Raw genomic sequence first — 17442 nt, 5'->3', positions numbered from 1 at the left:
ATGAATATTTCAAATCAAGATAGACTTTCAATGTCTAGCCGTGAAATCGCAAAGCTAACCAATAAAAGCCACGTACACGTTAAGCGTGATTGTCAAAAAATGTTCATGGCATTGGATATTTCACCAAAGGGGTATATCCACAATTGGATTGACCCCCAAAATGGTCAAACTTATACCGAATACGTTTTACCCAAGTTATTAATTGAAACTTTAATTACGGGTTATAGTTGGAAATTACGCTATTGGGTTATTCAAAGGCTTCATGAGCTAGAAATCACCAATAAATATTTACAAGAACAACTTAATTCACTATTAAAACAATATTCAATTTTTGATTCCAATTTAAGTGATGCAGGTCGTTTTTTAAGTGTAGGTGGTAGACAACTAAAACCATTATATAAACAGGAAATTAAGGCACTTATTCAAGTAATACAGCCTGATTTATTCATTTTAGAAAATGATAAGGAGGAAAAATGAACGCATTTCATAAATCCCCAAGCCTTGCACAGCCTATTGATATTATAGCAGATTTTACATTACTCAATCCACAAGATGGCGCATTTAAGCGTCACCCTATCATTGAGCGTTTTGGCAGTCCTGAACAATCTATATATGTTGATCAATGTAATACTGATATTGAAAAACAGCCTTTGATTCTTCCTATCGTAAATGGAGAATTAGAACGCATTCAATATGCTGTGTTATTTGATAATCAAACAATTGAAATAACTAAGGACAGCGAAAATTGTGATGGTATTGCTAAAGGATTTTCTTACTTTGGTGCATTGCAAAAAGATAAGCCTGTAATCATCACCTATGGATTAGAGGCATTTTTCAAAGTTGCTCAGACAGGTTATGCAGTTGTTTTGGTTGTAATGCCTAACCTATGTAAAACAGAGTTGACGGAATTAAAAACTTTTGATTTTGAACAGATTCAATTTGTTATTCATCAATTAGAAAATTCAGGTTATGAGCAGATATATATTCCTGTTAGAGCTGAACATTTCAATACTCTAGCTTTTCAAAAGTTGGAGCAAAACACCACAGTAAGGCTGATTAATCAATATCATACAATTGATGGAAATGATTTTATCTGTGAATTATTACAGTATGAAAGCAAAGAGGAAGTAAAAAGTTTTCTTGATGATGCAATCAGCTATTTGCCAAAACAACCCCCTATACCTAAAGGTCATTTAGCTAAACCGATGAAATGGGAAGATGGTTATTTTCATATTTTAGAGGATGGAATTTATTTTATTGAAGAAAATAAAGATACCTTTAAACGCTTTATATCGAGTCCTGTGTTAGTCGTTGCCCAAACAAGTGATAACACGAGTAATAATTGGGGCGTATTGCTGAAATGGAAAGATAATAACCATATAGAGCATGTTCAAGCTTTATCAATGGAGTTCTTTCAAACTGATGGGGCTGAATTACGCAAGGCTTTAGCTTATCAAGGTGTAAGAATTGCACCTGATCACCGATCAAGAAGTCTTTTCCAATGTTATTTGATGAGCTATCAAACAGGTAAAAATGCATTATGTGTTGATCGTGTCGGTTGGCATGATGATGTATTTGTTTTGCCACATAAGCAGATAGGACAAAAATTAGATAGTGATTTAATCGTATATCAAGCGAATAGCCCTATTGATAACCGATACCAATGCAAAGGCACATTAGAACATTGGAGAAGCCATATAGCGCAAATGGTGGAAAATCACAGCCTATTAGTATTCTCACTGTGTACAGCCTTTGCAGGACAGTTACTTGACCCTTTAAATCAACAAGGTGGAGGCTTTCATATTAAGGGTGGTTCATCTAAAGGGAAAAGTACAGCATTAAACCTTGCTTGTTCTGTATGGGGTAATCCAAAACAGTTCTATCGCACTTGGAAAGCTACAGGAAATGCTTTAGAGCATACGGCTTATATGCACAATGATAGTTTTCTTGTGTTAGATGAAATCGGCGAAATTGCGAATCCTAGAGAGCTAGGCAATATTGTTTATATGCTTGCCAATGGTTTAGGTAAAGGTCGAATGACACGACAAATCACGGCGAAACCTATGCACCAATGGAAAGTGATTTTTCTGTCTAGTGGCGAAAAGTCCATGAAAGAAATTATGCTTGAGCAAGGTCAAAAAGCTAAATTAGGACAGGAAATACGGCTTGCTGACATTGATATAGATCAATCTGAACACGGCATTTTTGATTGTATTGATTTTGCGGAAGATGGCGCAAAACAAGCAATTGAGTTAAATCACCGTATGAATGACTGTTTTGGCGTTGCAGGTATTGCATGGCTTGAGTATCTAACAAGTGATAAGCGCCGAATCATGAGTGATGCAAGGGCTTTATTAGATCAATACAGAGAGGCTTTAATAGATCAGCATACACAAGGTCATATCATCCGTGTAGCGAACTATTTTGCTTTGGTTGCGATTGGTGGTGAATTAGCAACTAGAGCCAATATTACAGGATGGAAAACAGGTACAGCATTAAGCGCCGTGCTGAAAGTTTTTAATCAATGGTTAGATGGCTTTGAACAAGTTGGCGACTTTGCAAATAGAGAAATGATTGCTCATGTTAAGGCTTTTTTTGAAGCAAACGAATCTAGTAGATTTGAAGCTATCACCCCCGACCCTGATCATGATGAGAAAATTAATAACCGTGTTGGTTATTGGAAAATTGATAATGGCAGTAAGATTTTTTATGTATTGCCTGAACAATTTAAAAAAGAGGTCTGTAAAGGATTTGATAGCAAGAAAGTAGCTAATGTTTTGCTAAATCATGATTTTTTAGAGCATGACACAGGAAAGACCAGTAAGACAGTTCGACTCCCATCACGGAAAAACCCTGTTAAGGTCTATGCAGTGAAAGAATCTATTTTTAGTTGGGAGTAGTCAAAAGTATGGGTAACAGAGGTAACAGAGGTAACAAGGGTAACAATAAGGTAAATAAAGGGTTTTAAGCGTTACCTTACTGAACAACAAATAGGTAACAAGGGTAACAATGATAGTTTTTTTCATATTCGTTACCTATGTTACCTAGGTTCATAATTAGAGGTAACAGGCTGAAACTTATGATTATCAAGGCTGTTACCTGTGTTACCTAAGTTACCCAATTAAAAAATGTATCTTGGAAAATTAGAAATATTCAATTGATTGAAAGATATAACTTTTGCCTTTTAATTACGAATCAGTGTAGATTTTAGAATAAAAGATAAAGGAATTTATTCATGATTGATTATTTAGGGAAAGCAGCTACAAAAAAGCAAAAAGGTAAACAAGCTGTTAAAGATAAAAAATTTGATGATGCATGGCGATATTTTAATGAGCAAAAGATTCTTTACCTAAATCATGCGACTCAAAGCGGATCAGGATTTGATAGATTATCAACAATGGTTTTAGAGGCTTCAGTACATGTAGATTTTGCAAATATATTAAGATTAGAGAAGAAATATAAAAGTGCTTTATCACACATTTCCTATGTTTATAAATTGAATTTTATAGCTAAAAGACCTATAGCAACTTTAGAAAAGAAATTGCAGACATATTTTTCTAAAGTTTATGATAAAGAAGATTATTTACGATTTAGAAAATTATTGGAAATGTTAAAGGGGATGGATTTTGTTGCAGTTAGAGAATTTGTTGAGTTGCATTACCCACAATTACTAAAAGTCATTGAAGATTAGATATTAGTGAATTTTCCGAGTCCATAAAAAGAGGTATGAAAATTAACTTCCACTCTTTAAAAGCTATGAATTGCTGTTTTATGCCTGTTTAGATTCCTAAAAAATCTTAATCTATGTAAAGGATTATTTAATTTTCGGATGCCCTAAAAAGAGTATTCGGAACAGTACGAGTATAATTTTTTGAGTCCTTAAAAAAGAATGACAGGAACAGTACGAATATTTTTTTCAGTCCATAAAAGAGAAGTCAAAATTGCCATTCTAAAATATGATTTTCGGATATATACAAATTATTATGATCAAATTTAAGACTTTAAAAACCTGATAAAACTTTACATTTTTTTCAGATTGTAGAAAACTCCAACAAATTGTAATTTTGAAAAAATAGTCACCTATTAGTCACTAAATGTTTTATCTATTTATAAGTTATTGATTTTTTAATTTAAAAAATAGTTAATAACTTTCTGTATCGGAAAATGATGATTTAATAAAAATATTTAACATAAATAATAAAAAAGCTGACATAAGTCAGCTTTTTTTTGATTAAAAGTTGTTTTTCAGTAAATTTCATTTATTCAGAAGCTAAAATTATTTATGGTAAAGATAATTTCTTTAAAAGGAGTAAAAATAATGAATAAATTTTCTCTAGCAATTTCTACAATTTTATTGGCTTCTACTGCGCAGGTTTGGGCATATGACTTAGAAGATCAACACATCATTACAGCAGCTGAAAAGCATCCTGTAACGACTGCACAAGCGCTTAAATTAGCAGATGAAACTGCCGTAAGTGTAACGGGTACAATTGTCCGTAAGATTAAACATGAACATTATGTACTTAAAGATGCAGCAGGTCAGATCAATGTTGAAATTGATGAGAAATTGGCAACACCTGCACAGCTTAAAGTTGGAACAAAGATTAAGGTTCTAGGTGAGGTCGATACACACCGTACTAAACCAACTGATATTGATGCAGTGAAAATTGAATTTTTGAAATAATTTTCTATATTTAGTTCAAGAATTTTATATCGTGTGATAGACCTAAAAAGTAGGTACTCACTATTAAGGTGAGCCTACTTTTTCTATTTTAAAAATCTAATAATAATGATTAAGCAGTGTTTTTTTGTACGTTCAGATGTTTCAATAACAAGCCGATGCATAACAATCCAACGCCAATACAGAAGCCAAAGACCCCCATTTTTAAACCAAAATGATCAGAAAGCCATCCCGCAAAAATAATTGGGACAATTGTTCCAAAGTAAGCAATAAATAAGTATGTAGACACAACTGCGGCACGGTTTTCAGTTTGGGTCATGTGATGGATTAATGCAAAAGCACCAAGTAGTGCCAAACCATGCCCTATTCCGACAAAAATAACGCTTATAAAAAATAAAAAACTCCAATGCATCGCCATACACATTGATAAAACAACATAACTTAAAGTCAATGAAATTAAACCAATATTCAGTGCCTTATGCATGTTGGTCGTTTTGAAAATGAATTGAATTAAGGCTGAAATTAGCAAAATACTAGCGATCGTGATTCCGCTAACCATTGGACCATGCCACGGAATGACATCCTGAATAAATGATGGTGCTAAAGAGGCAAATAGACTGAATGAACCAAATGCACAGAAGGCGGCAAAACTTACAATATAAAATAATGTTTTGAATTTGGGTGCAGGCAATTCTAAATGGGGTGCAACGGAAAATGCTTGTTTCTCAAAAGTAGCGACTTTGACACGAGATAAACCAACAATACTGAGTAATGCAGCAATGATGACGGGGATATAGGGTGTAACCAAAGGTGCTTGAGAAAATTGTGCGATTGTTCCACCAATTAAGGGTCCTAAACCGAAGCCAATGACAGTAATAATCGAACAGAGTTGTGCAGCATATTGTTTGTGCGAACTAGGAATAGTCAGAATTAATCCAAGCATTGCAGAGGTGCTAATGAGACCTGAAGCAATACCAATAATAAAACGCCCAAATCCGAGTAAGCTGGTGTTACTTGCAAAAACTGAAAAAATCAGTCCAATAACAGCGAAGAATAAGCCCATTTGTAGGGTACGAATAAAACCAAAACTATTACTACTACGTCCTAAAAAGAGTAATGTCGTCATACAGCCGAACATATAGGCGATAAAAATATAAGTGATTTGGCTTGGTAAAAGTTGCCAAAGTTGCTGATAAATTGGATATAAAGGACTAGCAAGCGCTGTACCGATGGTTCCAACGCACAGCGCAAGGCTCACCATATAAAATGGTCGCCAAGATTGAGGATTCATAAATATCCGTAACAACAGAAATAAAGAAGAATGCTGATCTTCAATAAAAAAGGAAGATTGGCATGAAAAACTGAAGATTAAATTGAGATTAGAACTTAATCAAATAGAGGTCAATGTCTAATTTATTATTTATATGATTATTCATGTGTCACAAATAGGTGGAGGTAAAGTTTTAGTGGTTTTAGCTTCAGAAACTAGGGATAGAGTGGTGAATGTCGATGTAAATCTTCAAGAATTGTCTGCACATAATGTGTTAGTACGTCTTTTAGTAAAAATTAATACCGCAGCAATTTGAAATTTTGTTTCACGTGGAACCTAAAATTTATCGTTTTTAGTTTTGATCCTTTAATTGATCACTTACTACAGTTTTCACACAAGTTGAGTTCATGGTTATGCTTTAATGCGGCTGAATTATTTTTTTAGATTTAAAGTCTATGTTAAAACAATTGATCACATTGGGTCTAAGTCTGGCATTTTGTAGTAGTAGTTTTGCAAATGTTGAGAGCGTTAAAGCGAAATTGGTACAGCAATATCCACAAGTTAAAATTGAAAATTTACAAGCTACGGAAATGCAAGGTTTATATAGTGGAACACTTGATCATCAGATTGTTTATATCAATGAAGATGCACAACATTTATTTATTGGTTCGATGATTCGTTTGAAAGATCAGCGTAATTTGACCAAAGATTTAGCAATGAAAAAAGACATTGTTGACTTTGAAAGTCTTCCTTTTACAGATGCAATTAAAACTGTTCGAGGAAATGGAAAACGCCAATTGGCCGTATTTTCTGATCCAAATTGCCCATATTGCAAGGTTCTTGAAGGCAATTTGGCGAGCTTAAATAACGTTACAATTTATACATTTATGTACCCAATTAAGACACAATCTGTGCAGTCATCAAAGCAAGTATGGTGTTCAGCTAATAAAGATTATGCATGGAAAAATTTAATTCAAAAAGGCATCCAACCAACAGCAAGTGCTGACTGTGCAACGCCTATAGAACGTAATTTACAATTAGGTAAAAAACTGGGTTTACAGGGAACACCTGCCATTATTTTTTCAAATGGTTATAAAGCATTGGGTGCCTACCCTGCAGTTGAAATTGAGAAAATTTGGCAACAAGCGGGTTTATAAAAAAATATAAAATATGCAACATTCAAAAAAAATCACCATTTAAATGGTGATTTTTTACATTATCTTTAGTTTTTTAATAACTATGTGTTAGGTTCGTTTAGAAACAAAGTTGTAAATGACCAAGACAATAATTGCACCGATAACGGAAGCAATGAATCCAGCAGATGATCCAGGTGGGTAAATTCCGAGTAATTGACCGCCATATGTTGCGACTAATGAACCTACGATACCTAGAGCAATAGTGACAAGAAATCCAGCTTTGTCATCCCCTGGATGGATAGCTCGAGCAAGTAGTCCTGCAAAAAAACCAATAATAATTGAACCGATCAGTGATAGCATGAGTCTTCTCCTTATCCTGTAGTTTTAAATACTAATTTTTATAACTTCATAGATTTACATCTTCAATATGCATCAATAATGGGATGATAAATAGTTATTCTATGCTAAGACATGTTGCCTTTTTGTTCGAACTTTTGTCGATAAATAAAAAAAGCGGCTTACGCCGCTTAAATTCTAAAAGTATCGTCTTAAAGACCAATTTCACCAATAAAAGGAATATGGCGATACTTTTGATCGTAATCTAAGCCATAACCAACAATAAATTTATCTTCAACTTCGAAGCCCAAAAATTTAACATCAAGTTCAATTTCACGGCGTGAAGGTTTGCTGACTAAAGTACACAGTTCAATTGAATTTGGGCTGCGTGTTTCCAAAATTTCGAGAACTTTACTGAGCGTATTTCCTGAGTCAATAATATCTTCAATGACCAAGACATCTTTGCCACGAATTTCGCCATCTAAGTCTTTTAGAATTTTCACATCACGTGAAGATGATGTGCCACCACCGTAGCTCGAAACGGTCATAAAATCGAGTTCGTGTCCTTTGCTAATTGCACGGCATAAATCTGCCATGAAGATTACAGAACCTCGTAACAGACCAATCAGAACGAGTTCTTTGTCGCTACTCGCATAATGGGCATCAATTTTTTGTCCAAGTTCTTTGACTTTTTCCTGAATTTCTTCAGTTGAAATCATTACTTTCATTTCAATGGTCATGGGAAATACCTAAAAACATCAATCATGCAAAAATAAAAAAGGTGTTGACGTGCAACACCTAAAAGATGAATCAATTTTAAAACATATCAAATCAAGATGCATCTTTTTTGACAATTCATTGTGTAAACGGTTCTTTAATGTGCATCACGTTTAAGTAAAAACGCACATGCAACACATATCGAGCCGATTAAAAATAATGTTCGCTTTGATCGTTTTTGCATAGGTCGATTGACTTGTTGCTGAGTGTGTTCTTGCTCATGATTTTTGTTCATATACCTTTTCTCCGTAAATATAGGTCGCGTGAATGTTACGATCATCACCCATAGTCAGCAGTGCAAATAACGCATCTTCAATATTTTTAGCACGTTCTTGACGCAGTTGTTGTAATGCCGTGGCTTTTAAATTCAGCACCACAAAATCAGCTTCTTTACCAATATTGAAGTTGCCCAATTTATCATCCAAATGTAGTGCTTTTGCACCACCTAAAGTGGCGTGATAGAGCGATTCAAAGGCAGAAAGTTTATCACCCTGAAGTTGTTGAACTTTATAAGCTTCATTTAACGTCTGTAATTGGCAAAATGATGTTCCTGCACCAATGTCTGTTCCTAAGCCAACTTTAACCTGTTTTTCCCATGTTTTTTTCAGTGGAAATAAGCCACTACCAAGGAATAAATTAGACGTTGGGCAGAAGGCAATTGCTGAATCGGTATCGTGCATACAATCCCATTCATGCTCTTCTAAATGCACACAATGTGCAAATACAGAACGCTCCCCTGTTAAGCCAAAATGATGATAAACATCTAAATAGCCTTTTTGCTCAGGGAATAAATCTTTTACCCATGCGATTTCATTTTTATTTTCACTTAAATGGGTATGTACATAAACATCAGGATATTCGGCTTTTAACTGCCCTGCTCTTGCCAATTGTTCAGGTGTCGAAGTTGGTGCGAAACGTGGCGTAATGGCATATAGATTACGCCCTTTACCATGCCATTTTTCAATGAGGACTTTTGAATCGTGGTAGGCGCTTTCTGCCGTATCGGTTAGTTCATCAGGTGCATGACGATCCATCATTACTTTACCCGCAATTAAGCGCATTTGATGCTGCTCTGCTGCTTCAAATAAAGCATCAACTGACTGGGGATGAACGGTACAAAAAACTAATGCTGTGGTTGTACCATTTTTAAGTAATTCATGAACAAAAAACTGTGCGATTTTATCTGCATAGTTTTTATCTGCAAATTGCATTTCAGTTGGGAATGTATAAGTATTCAGCCATTCCAAAAGCTGTTCGCCGTAAGCACCGACCATTTCTGTTTGTGGAAAATGGATATGCGTGTCGATAAAACCTGGAACAATTAATTGTTCAGGATAATGTTGAATTTGGGTATGTTCGGGGATGTGTTGTTGACCTGCTTCCCATTCACCAAACCAACTAATTTTGCCGTTTTGGGTAATAATAAGACCATCTTCTACATATCGCACTTGGTCGTGGATTTCACGTGCTTGGGCAACTGTATTCTGAATATCAAGGAAACGACCACGAATGGCTGTTGTTGTATGTACAGAAGACATTTTAAACCTGCGTTTTGAATTTTTTCGATTGATTGTAGCTGATTTTTATTGTGGGTTGCCTATTTTGTCTGATTTTGTCTAAGTTATTCACTCATGTTACGCAGTAACATGAAAATCATATTTTACCACTTAATGAGTTTGGATACGTGGTAGTAGTCATCTGCATTAGTTTGTTGCAGAACTACTTTTGATTGAAACTGCTTCTGCAATCATTATTTTTAAAGGATAAGATGTTTGTGCTTTATATTTAGCCAGTTTTATTTGTAGCAGATAAAGCGCTCTTTAAAAAGAAGTGAGCTTACTCTCCCGTATAGGACGGATTCATCTTATTTTTTGTCTAGGTTTATAAAAGATAAAATAATAATTTCTGAGCTTAAAATTTTTCAAAATGAGTTTTTTATTTTTCATTTCCAATAATACAGTTGAAAGAACTCAATCATGGGTATACACATTAAGTGATTTAAATCGACTCGCTGTAATAAAGTTCAAGTAAAAAATTGGGTATTATTCTTGATTATTAATAGTTTTAAGTTCGTCAATATTTTGTATAAAAATGATAATGATTAAATAAATTTAATTCTCTATTTGTACAACTTAACAGATTATTTAAGTTACATTTTTTATGAATAATAATTTAATTTTAGAGGGTAGACTGAATTAAAAGCCATCAAAAAGGTACTACATATGAATACGTATTCTTCATTATTAAATTTAGATCAGTATGTTGCTATTGTGACCGGAGGTGGTAATGGTATTGGAGCCGCAAGTTGTAAGCTATTGGCCCAACATGGTGCTAGTGTCGTTGTTGCAGATTTAAAATTGGACGCAGCTCAAAAAATTGCAGATGAAATAAAAGCTCAAGGATTTCAAGCCATCGCTGTTGAGTGTAATGTTTTGAATGATGAAGATTTAGTGCGTTTGGTTGAAACGACGGTTAATCATTATCATAAAATTAATATTTTGGTGAATAATGCCGGTGGTGGTGGTGCAGGTCGAGAAAGTCCCGAACATCTGAGCGTTGAACAGTTTGCTCGTACTTTTCAGCTTAATGTTTTTAGTGGTTGGCGTTTATCTCAACTCTGCGCACCTTATATGAAGCAAGCTGGTTTAGGTTCGATTATTAATATTTCTTCTATGAGTTCAATTAATAAAAGCCCTGCAATTAGTGCATATGCATCATCTAAAGCTGCAATTAATCATATGACAGCCAATTTAGCTTTTGATTATGGTCCTGAAATACGTATTAATGCTGTTGGACCAGGAGCAATTCGTACAGATGCTCTAGCTTCAGTTCTAACGCCTGAAATAGAGCAACGAATGTTAGCGCACACGCCACTACAACGCTTAGGAGAAGCAGACGATATTGCTGGAGCAGTGTTGTATTTTGCTGCACCCATTTCAAAATGGGTCAGCGGACAGGTTTTATTTGTAAATGGTGGTGGTGTACAAACATTAGATTAAAAGATGATTTAAATTGAAATGTATAAAAGTCCAAAATATTTTTGGGCTTTTATTTTTTTGAGCGACCCTGCTAAGGAAAATAACGAGTCCAAAAAATGACAGGATTATTTAATAAAATGCATCATTACTGATCTAAACTTGGCAGAAATATTTTTTAGAAATGAGGGTGATTAGCCACGAGTTGATTACTCTTATTTACACAACTCTTTACCCCAATCATTTGAGCAACCATTGATTAAATATATCGAATGGATATTTTATTGTTACTGATACACGCAATAATAAAAAGAAGATCGAAGCAATAAAAATGAATAATAAAAAGCCCTCCAATGGGAAGACTCTCTGGTTTTATTGATTGCTAAAGTTAGTTATAGGGTTGTTTCGTTATATTTTTTACTATGGCGAATTGATAACACAGCAGTAATAGCTAAAGTAATCACGATGAAACCTAATGAAATCCAAATTGGCATGTGGAATACATCAAGTAATAACATTTTTGTACCAATGAACATGAGAATAATACCTAGACCATACGGTAAGTAATGCATTTTCGATGCTGCACCAGACAACAAGAAAAACATCGCACGTAGACCTAAAATTGCCATGAGGTTTGCAGTTAATACAATGAACGGATCACTTGTTACAGCAAAGATCGCAGGAATAGAATCCACCGCAAAAATTACATCAGATGCTTCAACCAAAATTAAAACTAAAAATAATGGTGTTGCCCAAAGTACGCCATTTTGACGGACAAAGAATTTTGCACCTTCAAGTTTTGGCGTGATTCGCATGTGTTTACGCAACCATTTGAGAATCGCCATATCTTCGATATTGGTATTTTCTTCGTCCTGACCTTTGAGGAATTTGAAACCTGTATAAAGTAAGAACGCACCGAAAATATAAAGAATCCAAGAGAATTCTTGTACAAACCATGCACCAATGAAGATAAAAATAGTACGTAAGACAATTGCACCGAGTACGCCATAAAGCAAAATTTTACGTTGTAAACCTTGTGGAATTGCAAAAGCTGCGAAGATCATTAGCCAAACAAAAACATTGTCAATTGCGAGTGATTTTTCCAGTAAATAACCTGCGAAATACTCCATTGTTTTTGCATTGGCAATGGTGATACCAGCTGTTTGTTGCAAGTACAGCCACAGACCACCACCAAAAAGTGATGCAATCGTGACCCAAGCAATACTCCAATAGGCTGCAGTTTTTAATTTGACTTCTTGCCCTTCTTTTTGCTTGAAGCCCATAAAGTCGATGAGGAGCATGACTGCAACAATGGCAAAGAACGCCAAATATAGCCACGGATTACCGATGGTTTCCATAAAATTCTCCTGATCTGGCAAGTAATCAGGCATAAAAAAGACCTTGATCAGCTGCCAGATGATTAAACATCTGTGTCAACATGATCAAGGTCTTGCCTACATTTTAGAAATTATGCTCATTCTAAAATGCTCAGATACCGGCTTTTTTATTTAGAAAAAAATAAAAATGCGTAATGACGATATTCTGACATAGTACAAACAACATCTTTGTACTATTTGAAGGAGGCTACTCCCCTTGTTCGAATAAATTTTGCTATAGAAATGTTGCCACTTCTAAATATGATGAAAGAATCGCATATTTAAAATCATTGTGCAAATTTTGTTTGTTATTTCCGGATTTAAAAATTAAGTATCCAAAACTTAATTTTTCAGATGAAAGTCTTGTCTTTGAATCAATACTATCGCAAGTAAAGTTCCGAGTATTGCCAAAATACCGCCAACAATGCCAATACTGTGTAACCCATAATGTGTTGTGGCATATGCACCTAGCAATGCCCCACCGCCAATCCCTACATTGTATAAGCCTGAGTAAATGGCCATCGCAACATCGGTGGCATCGGATGCTAGATTTAGAGTTTTGGCTTGTTGAGCAAGGCTAAAGCAGATAATTGCCATTCCCCAAAATAAACTCAGAATGCTAAAGCTCATAAAATCAGTAGCCAGTGGCATGAGTAATAACATCGACACAGCTAAAATTGCACTGCTCATCGGAATTGGAAGTTTGGGATATTTTTGCCCAAATTTACCAAATAGATAAGAGCCAATAAAGCCTGCTGCACCATAAATTAATAATAACATGGTGGTTTGTGACGAGCTGAAATGCGCTACATTTAAAGCAAAAGGTTCGATATAACTGTATGCGGTGAATTGCGCCGTGATCACAATAATTGTGAGTGCAAAAACAATCATTAAACTTGGACGCTTAAAGAATGTTTTTAGACTACTAAGCGAGCCTGAATTAACACTTGGTAAACGAGGTAAAGTTTTTGCCAAAATAAGACAAACCAGTGCTGCTCCCAAAGCTATGAGTGCAAATGTATTTCGCCATCCATAAGCCTCACCAATCATACGACCTAACGGAATACCTAAAACCATTGCCAAAGCTGTACCTGTGGCAAGCAGCCCGAGCGCTTGGAATTCTTTGTCTTTAGGTGCAACTCGGACAGCGAGTGATGCGGTAATTGACCAAAATAAGGCATGTGAAAATGCAATGCCAATACGGCTTACGAGTAAAAAACTAAAACTTGACGCAAAATAGGACAGTACATGACTGACAATAAAGACAATAAATAATGCAATGAGTAGAAAACGCCGTTCAATATTTTTGGTCAAAAGCATAATCGGAAGTGAAATTGGCGCAACGACCCATGCATACAGCGTAATCATAATGCCAACATCGGTTGCAGGCATTGCAAAGCTTTTGCCAATGTCGCTGAGGAGAGCAACAGGTACAAATTCTGTAGTATTGAAAATAAAGGCGGCAAAAGCCAAGCTAATTACACTGACCCATTGCTGTGTTTCATTGGGTGTGCTTTGCTGTTTTTGAGTTGACATGGTCAATGTATTTGGTGGGAGTCTTTAAATTTTAAGCTGAAATGAATTGAAAGTTAAGTTGCAATTGGACTTGAAAATTTGAAAAGCTAGACAAAACATAACAAAACTAAAATTTCATTTATGGCATTTTATTGAAAGTCTTAACTTAAGTGAGAATAAAAATGTTAGAAATTAAACATAAAGATAATGGTAAAAAAGGCGAGTTTTTTGTTGGTGAAGATAATCAACATCTTGCTGAAATGGCGTACACGTGGGCTGGTGAAAGTATGTTGATTATTGATCATACTGATGTTTCTGATGAATTACGTGGACAAAGTGTTGGGCGTAAATTACTTGATCAAGTGGTTGAAATGGCACGTAGTAAAAATGTGAAAGTGATTCCACTCTGCCCATTTTCAAAATCAGTTTTTGATAAAGATGAATCTATTCGTGATGTTTTGAAAGACTAAGACCGTTTTGCTAAAGTGGAATTGTGTCTAGACCAATCGAATGAAAAAGAGAAAGAATTTATGCAATTCAAACATGTAGATAATCAACAAAAAGGCGTATTTTTCCTTAATGATGATCAAAGCAATCGTATTGCCGAGATCAGTTATGTGTGGAGTGGTGAGCATAAAATTATTGCTGACCATACTTGGGTAGATAACTCATTGCGTGGACAAGGGATTGCACGTCAGTTGCTCGATACTTTAGTAGATTTTGCACGTGAAAAAAAATTAAAAATTGTCCCGACATGTTCTTATGTCGATGTGATGTTTCGCCGTGAAAAAAGCTATGCTGATGTGATTGCTTGATTTTGATTATTAATAATTAAAATAGACATTAAAAAACCCGCTGATGCGGGTTTTTTATTTCACTATCAAATTACTTTGATTTTAACGCAGTAAGTAATTTTTGATGTAATCCACCAAAACCGCCATTCGACATAATGACAACGGCATCACCCTCACCAGCTTCCGCAACCACAGTTTGGATAATGTCATCGAGTGAACGTGCAACCACCGCTTTATTTGGGGAAGCATCAATTACAGGTTGTAAATCCCAATCTAAACCTTCTGGTTGATACCAAATAACTTCATCCGCCAAACGAGCAGAATGTGCCAAACCATCTTTATGTGAACCCATACGCATAGTGTTTGAACGTGGTTCAATAACCGCCCAAAGTTTACGTTCACCTAAGCGTTTACGTGCGCCTTCTAAAGTGGTATCAATTGCTGTTGGGTGATGTGCAAAGTCATCATAAACTTCAATGCCATTTACTGTATCTAACAGTTCCATACGGCGTTTTACACCACCGAAGTTTGACAATGCTTCACACGCCACTTCAATTGAAACACCCACATGCTCAGCAGCGACAATGGTCGCTAAAGCATTGGCAACCGAATGTTGCCCTGTCATGTTCCATCGAACAATACCTTTAACTACACCGTGTTGTAGCACTTTGAAATGTGAACCATCGGCAGATAATTGTTCTGCATATACTTCTGCCGAGTCGTTTGCATCTAAAGAGGTACGAATAACAGGTGTCCAACAGCCCATTTCTAAGACTTCATCAATATTGGTTTCAGTGATCGGTGCAATGATGCGACCTTCACTTGGAATAGTACGGACTAAGTGATGGAATTGTTTTTGAATGGCAGCCAAGTCATCAAAAATATCTGCATGGTCAAATTCAAGGTTATTTAAAATTGCAGTTTTAGGATGGTAATGAACGAACTTAGAACGCTTGTCGAAAAATGCAGAGTCATATTCGTCTGCTTCTACGCAGAAATATTTTCCACCACCTAAACGTGCGCTTTGGCTAAAACCTAAAGGCACACCACCAATCAAAAATCCTGGGTTTAAACCTGCTTGATCTAGTACCCACGCAAGCATCGTTGTAGTGGTGGTTTTACCGTGCGTACCTGCAACACCAAGGACATGTTTGCCTTGTAAAACGTGATCTGCAAGGAATTGTGGACCTGAAGTATATGCCATACCGACATCGAGCATATATTCCACAGCATCTATACCACGTTTCATGGCATTACCGACAATGACTAAGTCTGGATGCGGTTGTAAATGGCTACGGTCAAAGCCTTGCATCACATCAATACCGGCATTTTCTAACTGGGTGGACATTGGTGGGTAAACGTTTTGATCTGAACCTGTCACCTTGTGTCCTAAATCTCGCGCTAATAGCGCCAAAGAACCCATAAATGTGCCAGAAATACCTAAGATATGCAGATGCATTCGTTTTAACTCCACTGCTTTTATAGACACATCACTTTGTTGTTGTGGTGTTGTCATGTTCATTTGATTTGAAAGCAACGATAGCAAGGCTTTAAGGGAAAAGATAGTTTTTCTTGTATCGTAAAAATGAAAAAAGCATTTAGGTTGTTATTGTAATTTACTCGATGATACTGCATAGAAATATAGACTATCTTCTTCATCATTATTTAAGAACTTTATGACTTTATTTAATGGAAAAGTAAATTGTTGACCATTGGTTAATACGGTCGCATAAGAAAGGGACTTTTCACTATCATTATAAAATTTAGAATTAATTTTTTGTGCATTTTCAAAATTTACCCAATTCCATTGTTTCGATTTGTCATTTCTTTTAATCGTTTCACCTACATAGGCGCCTGCTCTAACGACAATACGTGCGAATTGTTCATTTGATAATTTATCTAAGTCCGTTTTTCTGACTTCTAAAAGGTATTGATCTACAATTTTAAGGCTGTCATAGCTGAAGTTTAATTCTTTATTTTTTTAAAAAATCCAATTTATAGATAGGATCTATTTGTTCATGATTAAACATATAAGCTAAATCATTAAAAGTTTCGTTGATTTAATGTACTTTTAATGGTTCTGCATTGCTTATCGAGGAAGAAAATAGTGCAATTAAACCAAGTAAAAAATTTTTCATTTGTAATATCTCTTGAATTGATTATTAGAATTTAAATCTTTAAAAATGGATTTGGTTTTTATGGAGTAAGAATAATTGAATTTAACTTTTTTAGCATTAGGCTTTCTTATTATCTCCAACTGTTTTATGACATTGGCTTGGTATGGTCATTTAAAATTTTTACATGATGCGCCGTTATGGCAAGCCATTTTATTTGGTTGGGTCATAGCATTGCTCGAATATAGTTTTATGATTCCTGCGACACGTATGCTCTCACAACATGGCTGGGCATTAGGACAGATGAAAATTACCCAAGAAGTTGTCACACTCTTGGTTTTTGTTCCCTTTATGATATTTCTGTTTAAACAGCCATTTAAATTGGATTATTTGTGGGCAGGCTTATGTTTATTGGGCTGTGTATATTTTGTCTTTAGAAGTCAGTAATTCATTAACCTGACTCAGTTC

17 protein-coding genes are annotated in these 17442 nt (G+C 35.3%); 9 read left to right on the top strand and 8 right to left on the bottom strand.

Going from position 1 to position 17442, the window contains the following annotated elements:
• From ACK2M2_RS11650 to ACK2M2_RS11635, 4 genes are all read left to right on the top strand, one after another.
• A complete protein-coding gene (locus ACK2M2_RS11650; protein WP_419348617.1) occupies positions 1-477 on the top strand; it encodes a hypothetical protein in 477 nt (158 codons plus the stop codon).
• The gene (locus ACK2M2_RS11645; RefSeq protein WP_419348614.1) at positions 474-2900 is read left to right on the top strand and encodes a DUF927 domain-containing protein; all 2427 of its coding nucleotides are present in this window, start codon (positions 474-476) and stop codon (positions 2898-2900) included. Before ACK2M2_RS11650 ends, ACK2M2_RS11645 begins: the two co-directional genes overlap by 4 nt.
• Before the next feature lie 335 nt (positions 2901-3235).
• Entirely contained in the window at positions 3236-3691 is a 456-nt protein-coding gene (locus ACK2M2_RS11640; protein WP_419348611.1) for a hypothetical protein, read from the top strand.
• 627 nt (positions 3692-4318) lie between these two features.
• Positions 4319-4684 (top strand): NirD/YgiW/YdeI family stress tolerance protein, encoded by a 366-nt coding sequence (locus ACK2M2_RS11635; RefSeq protein WP_409512447.1) that lies wholly within the window; start codon positions 4319-4321, stop codon positions 4682-4684.
• A gap of 109 nt (positions 4685-4793) precedes the next feature.
• Here ACK2M2_RS11635 and ACK2M2_RS11630 read toward each other — a convergent pair whose 3' ends face one another.
• Positions 4794-5972, bottom strand: a complete 1179-nt coding sequence (locus tag ACK2M2_RS11630; protein ID WP_419348608.1) for an MFS transporter — start codon at positions 5970-5972, stop codon at positions 4794-4796.
• 434 nt (positions 5973-6406) lie between these two features.
• On the opposite strand from ACK2M2_RS11630, the gene ACK2M2_RS11625 reads away from it, so the two are divergent.
• Positions 6407-7108, top strand: a complete 702-nt coding sequence (locus tag ACK2M2_RS11625) for a DsbC family protein (protein ID WP_419348605.1) — start codon at positions 6407-6409, stop codon at positions 7106-7108.
• Between the two features lie 87 nt (positions 7109-7195).
• Here the strand turns inward: ACK2M2_RS11625 and ACK2M2_RS11620 are convergent, their stop codons facing one another.
• From ACK2M2_RS11620 to guaD, 4 genes are all read right to left on the bottom strand, one after another.
• Complete coding sequence (locus ACK2M2_RS11620) at positions 7196-7447, bottom strand: GlsB/YeaQ/YmgE family stress response membrane protein (RefSeq protein ID WP_409512443.1); 252 nt, start codon at positions 7445-7447, stop codon at positions 7196-7198.
• A gap of 188 nt (positions 7448-7635) precedes the next feature.
• Complete coding sequence (gene hpt, locus ACK2M2_RS11615; RefSeq protein WP_409512442.1) at positions 7636-8163, bottom strand: hypoxanthine phosphoribosyltransferase; 528 nt, start codon at positions 8161-8163, stop codon at positions 7636-7638.
• A gap of 134 nt (positions 8164-8297) precedes the next feature.
• Positions 8298-8435 (bottom strand): hypothetical protein, encoded by a 138-nt coding sequence (locus tag ACK2M2_RS11610; RefSeq protein ID WP_419348600.1) that lies wholly within the window; start codon positions 8433-8435, stop codon positions 8298-8300.
• Positions 8419-9738: a guanine deaminase gene (gene guaD, locus ACK2M2_RS11605; protein WP_419348597.1), complete on the bottom strand. Its 1320-nt coding sequence runs from the start codon at positions 9736-9738 to the stop codon at positions 8419-8421. Before guaD ends, ACK2M2_RS11610 begins: the two co-directional genes overlap by 17 nt.
• A 684-nt stretch (positions 9739-10422) precedes the next feature.
• Between guaD and ACK2M2_RS11600 the strand changes: the two genes are divergently transcribed.
• Positions 10423-11199, top strand: a complete 777-nt coding sequence (locus tag ACK2M2_RS11600; RefSeq protein ID WP_409512439.1) for a glucose 1-dehydrogenase — start codon at positions 10423-10425, stop codon at positions 11197-11199.
• A gap of 368 nt (positions 11200-11567) precedes the next feature.
• On the opposite strand, the gene ACK2M2_RS11595 is transcribed toward ACK2M2_RS11600, so the two are convergent.
• On the bottom strand, positions 11568-12533 hold the full coding sequence (locus ACK2M2_RS11595; RefSeq protein WP_409512467.1) for a TerC family protein: 966 nt from the start codon (positions 12531-12533) through the stop codon (positions 11568-11570).
• 360 nt (positions 12534-12893) lie between these two features.
• Complete coding sequence (locus ACK2M2_RS11590) at positions 12894-14087, bottom strand: sugar transporter (RefSeq protein ID WP_419348594.1); 1194 nt, start codon at positions 14085-14087, stop codon at positions 12894-12896.
• Between the two features lie 161 nt (positions 14088-14248).
• Between ACK2M2_RS11590 and ACK2M2_RS11585 the strand changes: the two genes are divergently transcribed.
• Positions 14249-14536, top strand: a complete 288-nt coding sequence (locus ACK2M2_RS11585) for a GNAT family N-acetyltransferase (protein ID WP_409512437.1) — start codon at positions 14249-14251, stop codon at positions 14534-14536.
• Between the two features lie 60 nt (positions 14537-14596).
• Positions 14597-14881: a GNAT family N-acetyltransferase gene (locus ACK2M2_RS11580; RefSeq protein ID WP_419348590.1), complete on the top strand. Its 285-nt coding sequence runs from the start codon at positions 14597-14599 to the stop codon at positions 14879-14881.
• 70 nt (positions 14882-14951) lie between these two features.
• Here the strand turns inward: ACK2M2_RS11580 and mpl are convergent, their stop codons facing one another.
• Positions 14952-16319 carry a UDP-N-acetylmuramate:L-alanyl-gamma-D-glutamyl-meso-diaminopimelate ligase gene (gene mpl, locus ACK2M2_RS11575; RefSeq protein ID WP_419348659.1) on the bottom strand — a complete coding sequence of 456 codons (1368 nt, stop codon included), beginning with the start codon at positions 16317-16319 and terminating at the stop codon, positions 14952-14954.
• A 754-nt stretch (positions 16320-17073) separates the two neighbouring features.
• On the opposite strand from mpl, the gene ACK2M2_RS11570 reads away from it, so the two are divergent.
• Positions 17074-17421 carry a DMT family protein gene (locus tag ACK2M2_RS11570; protein WP_419348587.1) on the top strand — a complete coding sequence of 116 codons (348 nt, stop codon included), beginning with the start codon at positions 17074-17076 and terminating at the stop codon, positions 17419-17421.
• The last annotated feature ends 21 nt before the right edge of the window (positions 17422-17442 follow it).

Source organism: Acinetobacter sp. TY1, assembly GCF_048551395.1.
Lineage (GTDB): Bacteria > Pseudomonadota > Gammaproteobacteria > Pseudomonadales > Moraxellaceae > Acinetobacter.
Note: the sequence above shows the minus strand (reverse complement) of the source record. Positions and strands in the feature narration are given on the sequence as shown.

Excerpts from the sequence above, each read along its gene's own strand:
- ACK2M2_RS11635 (WP_409512447.1), top strand. The coding sequence starts at position 4,319 with ATGAATAAATTTTCTCTAGCAATTTCTACAATTTTATTGGCTTCTACT.
- ACK2M2_RS11620 (WP_409512443.1), bottom strand. The coding sequence starts at position 7,447 with ATGCTATCACTGATCGGTTCAATTATTATTGGTTTTTTTGCAGGACTA.
- ACK2M2_RS11645 (WP_419348614.1), top strand. The coding sequence starts at position 474 with ATGAACGCATTTCATAAATCCCCAAGCCTTGCACAGCCTATTGATATT.
- ACK2M2_RS11590 (WP_419348594.1), bottom strand. The coding sequence starts at position 14,087 with ATGTCAACTCAAAAACAGCAAAGCACACCCAATGAAACACAGCAATGG.
- ACK2M2_RS11585 (WP_409512437.1), top strand. The coding sequence starts at position 14,249 with ATGTTAGAAATTAAACATAAAGATAATGGTAAAAAAGGCGAGTTTTTT.
- ACK2M2_RS11595 (WP_409512467.1), bottom strand. The coding sequence starts at position 12,533 with ATGGAAACCATCGGTAATCCGTGGCTATATTTGGCGTTCTTTGCCATT.
- ACK2M2_RS11625 (WP_419348605.1), top strand. The coding sequence starts at position 6,407 with ATGTTAAAACAATTGATCACATTGGGTCTAAGTCTGGCATTTTGTAGT.
- ACK2M2_RS11640 (WP_419348611.1), top strand. The coding sequence starts at position 3,236 with ATGATTGATTATTTAGGGAAAGCAGCTACAAAAAAGCAAAAAGGTAAA.
- guaD (WP_419348597.1), bottom strand. The coding sequence starts at position 9,738 with ATGTCTTCTGTACATACAACAACAGCCATTCGTGGTCGTTTCCTTGAT.
- ACK2M2_RS11650 (WP_419348617.1), top strand. The coding sequence starts at position 1 with ATGAATATTTCAAATCAAGATAGACTTTCAATGTCTAGCCGTGAAATC.
- hpt (WP_409512442.1), bottom strand. The coding sequence starts at position 8,163 with ATGACCATTGAAATGAAAGTAATGATTTCAACTGAAGAAATTCAGGAA.
- ACK2M2_RS11580 (WP_419348590.1), top strand. The coding sequence starts at position 14,597 with ATGCAATTCAAACATGTAGATAATCAACAAAAAGGCGTATTTTTCCTT.
- ACK2M2_RS11630 (WP_419348608.1), bottom strand. The coding sequence starts at position 5,972 with ATGAATCCTCAATCTTGGCGACCATTTTATATGGTGAGCCTTGCGCTG.
- ACK2M2_RS11600 (WP_409512439.1), top strand. The coding sequence starts at position 10,423 with ATGAATACGTATTCTTCATTATTAAATTTAGATCAGTATGTTGCTATT.
- mpl (WP_419348659.1), bottom strand. The coding sequence starts at position 16,319 with ATGCATCTGCATATCTTAGGTATTTCTGGCACATTTATGGGTTCTTTG.
- ACK2M2_RS11610 (WP_419348600.1), bottom strand. The coding sequence starts at position 8,435 with ATGAACAAAAATCATGAGCAAGAACACACTCAGCAACAAGTCAATCGA.